Below are 3,634 nucleotides of genomic sequence, written 5' to 3'. Positions count from 1 at the left end.
CATCATAAATTTTAATAGGTTTTGTCCTTCATCAGTGTTATGAAGGACAGTTCTTCAGAAATCTTAATAGGTTTTGTCCTTCATCAGTGTTATGAAGGACAGTTCTTTAGAAAACTTAATAGGTTTTGTCTTTCATCAGAAGTCAGTCGCTAATTATGCTTACTAGCTACATTTGTAGTAATACCTTTTTTCTATTTGAAAAGGTAGTTGAGTTTTACCAACTGTCAGACCAGTAAAGATAAATATTTCGAAAAAGAAGGGTGTGGAAGGGCATGAATTTCTAAAATGTCAATACTAAACGTACCCTTCAAATAGTACTGGAAGTAGACTAGCTAGATCAAAAATAAAAATAGGCTGTTAACAAAAAGTACATAACATATACTGCAAGACTTTTTCAGTATGTTATAATACTATCAAATTAATGATAAGCACTAGACGTAAATTTCTTTGGGAATTGCTTTTTGAGAAGAAATTTATGAAATTCACTGATCAAATAATACCCAAGCAACTAGTTAGCACCTACATAAGAATCTAAGGTATTTGAGCGGTAATCAAATAATGTTAGAAAGGAGTCAATGAATTGGTTATTCGAAGTAAGGCTGATGTTGAACAGTTTAGCGAGAGGTTTGGGGATTTGGCCAACTGGGACGGTTCGAAGCACTACATCGCAATACAAGATGAGCAAAACAATGGTACCGTTACATTTATGCAATATCCTGATGGAACACTGACTGCGCATAGGAAGTTTCATAGGTATTGGGATATAAAAGAAGTTCCTGTTAATACGAAAGATTTATGGCGGTATAGAAAAGTGCTAAATAGTTACTTGAAACATATCGATAATAAATAAAGGCGGCTCCTATTTTTGGGGTCGCTTTCTTCTTTTCCTAGATTGGAATGTAATTGTTTTTACTAGGCTTATGGGTGTTCATCAAGTCTAGTACAACTCACGAATTCAAAAAAGAGAGAAAAAGGAACTAGTTCCTTCTCCTAACAACTTTTTAAATGGATATATCAGCCAAGGAAGTCCTTTTTTACTATTTAAAATAGTGGCTGAGGCAGAAAGAAATGGTAAAAACGACTTTCGACGTTTATCCTTAATCAGGATACTATAAAGATACTATTACAGAATATTCATGTACTTATGAATCCTACTTTTTAAAAAGAGGTAGGATATTAAATGAAATTATGATCCTCCCTACATGAAGTAAGTTCTTAAAAGGAAGTGAAAGTAAATTGCTTTATATTTGGAATATAGAAGAGATCATTAAAGATACATTAGATGAGCACAAATTAAATATTGACTATGAAATTAATAATAATCTCCCTGTACCTATGAGTTATAATGTTTCGACAAATACCATAAAATTTAATTATCTTCAAGTTAACGGTTATCTCAATAAAATTAGAATTAAAGAGACAGATAAAAATTTTGTTAGAATTATACTCTATCATGTGATTGGTTATTACTTAGATTTTAAGAAAAACAAGCATGATTTACGGACTTTATTGTATGGTGAAGATGACGAAATTGAAAAGCTAAAATCTGAAATTGAAAGAAATGCATGGGAATACGGTAGGACCTTGGTCCCTGAACAACTGTTACAGTCCTATGATCATGTACGTGAATTAGATAAAGCTCTAATAAAGGGCAAATTAACGAATATTTAATCATCATTTTTACCTTTGGGTTTGCTTCTGGAAAACTTCATCTTCGTTGGTAATGAACGATCTTAACAGTTTAATATAAATTACTCGTGAGGTGGAAAAAATTGAAGGCTGATGCTGTTTTTGAAGGTGGGGGTGCTAGGGGAATTGCTTTTATTGGAGCGATTCAAGCAATGGAAGAGGAAAAAGTAGAATGGCAAAGATTGGCTGGAACATCAGCGGGAGCTGTTATCGCTGCTCTTTTGGCAAGCGGCTACAAAAGTAATGAAATTAGAGATCATCTGAGCAAACTAGATTTTTCAAAGCTTCGAGGCAGGACTTACATTAATCGAATTCCCATTTTCGGCACCTTATTAGAACTAATGCTTCATCTTGGAATTTATAAAAACGATTATTTGGAAGCATGGTTGGATTCGCTTCTTATAGAAAAAGGGATTAAAACATTTGCGGATCTTCCAGAGGAAAAATTGAAGATAATTGCTTCTGATGTTTCAAATGGCCAAATGCTTATTTTGCCAGATGATTTGGAGCGCTATGGAATGACTCCAGCTGATCTAAAAGTTTCAACCGCCGTTATGATGAGTGCCTCTCTGCCATTTTTTTACCGCCCAGTTATTTGGAAATCAAAAGACCGTAAAAAATCCTACATTTTAGATGGAGGTTTATTAAGTAACTTCCCAATATGGATATTTGATACGGAAAACCCTCGGTTTCCAACGTTTGGCTTCCGTTTTGTGAAAGATAAAGTAAACATAGATGCCGTTATACCAACGCCCCTCCACCTTTTCAAAAATATATTTAAAACGATGCTTCAAGCCCATGATCTACGCTATTTGAACAAAGAAACGATTGAACGCACCATTCAAATTCCAACTGGTGATATTAACGCAACTGATTTTGAACTGAATAAGGATGAAATCGATTTTCTCTATAAATCAGGTTATACTTCTACAAAAGAATTTTTGTCGAAGTGGGATTTTGAACAATATAAGGTTAATAGATTGAAAAGATTAAAGAATAAATAGCTGAAAAGGCCATTTATGGAACTTTATTTAGAAAATAGATTAAAAGTGATGGTAATCAGGTGCACAATAGCAAGAGCACCTAATAGATACGTACCTAGATAGAGTAGAACTTCCATTAGGTTTCCTCCTCTAATTTTAATATTGAACGACATATCGTGATTATTTTTTCTATTTCTTTCTTCAATACTTTAGTCATTATAAACAAGGAAATATAAAAAAGTTGTCGAAATTCCTCATTTTAAATGAACTGTAAACCTCTTTTAATAAATGAAAATATTTTTCATAGATTGACTTATGTTTGTAAAAAAAAAGCCATGCGCCAAAGCACGGCTTTTCTTATTTCCACCATTTCCACCATTTCCATTGCTCGGCGACTGCTATTTGTTTTCTTGTTTCTTCCGCAAACATATTACTTCGTTCCCTTTCCAATTGCTCCATACGTTCAACATACTTCAAAATTAGATTAATCTTTTCTTCTAGCTGAGCTTCTCGTACGGCCTTCTCCTTCAAATGTTTGATTAAATCTAAGTTTACTTGCTCCAAATGTTCTATACGATCCGGCTGAACGTTCCATCGTCATACCCTCTTGCTTACTGAATTCAATTAATTTACGGAGAGTGATAACATCTTTTTCAAAATAGGTTCTATGCCTCTTTTATTACGCTTAACTTGATATCCATGTCCTTCCAAGAGAGTGGCATACTTCCGTAATGTACTGAATTTTCGTGCATGTCCCAGAACAATAGAATAAGAATGTAATAAAAAATATAGAGTGGACGTAAAGCCTGCATTTTTTGAATATAAATTACTGAGGGATGAGACTAATATGGACAATTCAGTTATTTCCTCACAGAAATAATTTTGAAAACATAATAAACTCCCCCCTTAGTGGATGATGATTTGTTCCTATATAAACTTTATGCAGAAAAATAGGACTTATT

General features: G+C 33.4%; 4 protein-coding genes. 3 read left to right on the top strand and 1 reads right to left on the bottom strand.

Annotated elements, in window-relative coordinates; all coding sequences use genetic code 11:
- The first annotated feature begins 580 nt into the window (after positions 1–580).
- From V7137_RS29585 to V7137_RS29575, 3 genes are all read left to right on the top strand, one after another.
- Positions 581–850: a hypothetical protein gene (locus V7137_RS29585; protein WP_335701372.1), complete on the top strand. Its 270-nt coding sequence runs from the start codon at positions 581–583 to the stop codon at positions 848–850.
- A 386-nt stretch (positions 851–1,236) separates the two neighbouring features.
- A complete protein-coding gene (locus V7137_RS29580) occupies positions 1,237–1,671 on the top strand; it encodes a hypothetical protein (protein WP_335701371.1) in 435 nt (144 codons plus the stop codon).
- Positions 1,672–1,772: 101 nt separating this feature from the next.
- Positions 1,773–2,693, top strand: a complete 921-nt coding sequence (locus tag V7137_RS29575; RefSeq protein WP_335701370.1) for a patatin-like phospholipase family protein — start codon at positions 1,773–1,775, stop codon at positions 2,691–2,693.
- 336 nt (positions 2,694–3,029) lie between these two features.
- Here the strand turns inward: V7137_RS29575 and V7137_RS29570 are convergent, their stop codons facing one another.
- Positions 3,030–3,236 carry a hypothetical protein gene (locus V7137_RS29570; RefSeq protein WP_335701369.1) on the bottom strand — a complete coding sequence of 69 codons (207 nt, stop codon included), beginning with the start codon at positions 3,234–3,236 and terminating at the stop codon, positions 3,030–3,032.
- Positions 3,237–3,634: the final 398 nt, after the last annotated feature.

It is taken from the genome of Neobacillus drentensis (genome assembly GCF_036962765.1).
Lineage (GTDB): Bacteria > Bacillota > Bacilli > Bacillales > Cytobacillaceae > Neobacillus > Neobacillus drentensis_C.
This window is presented reverse-complemented; position numbering and strand designations above follow the sequence as displayed.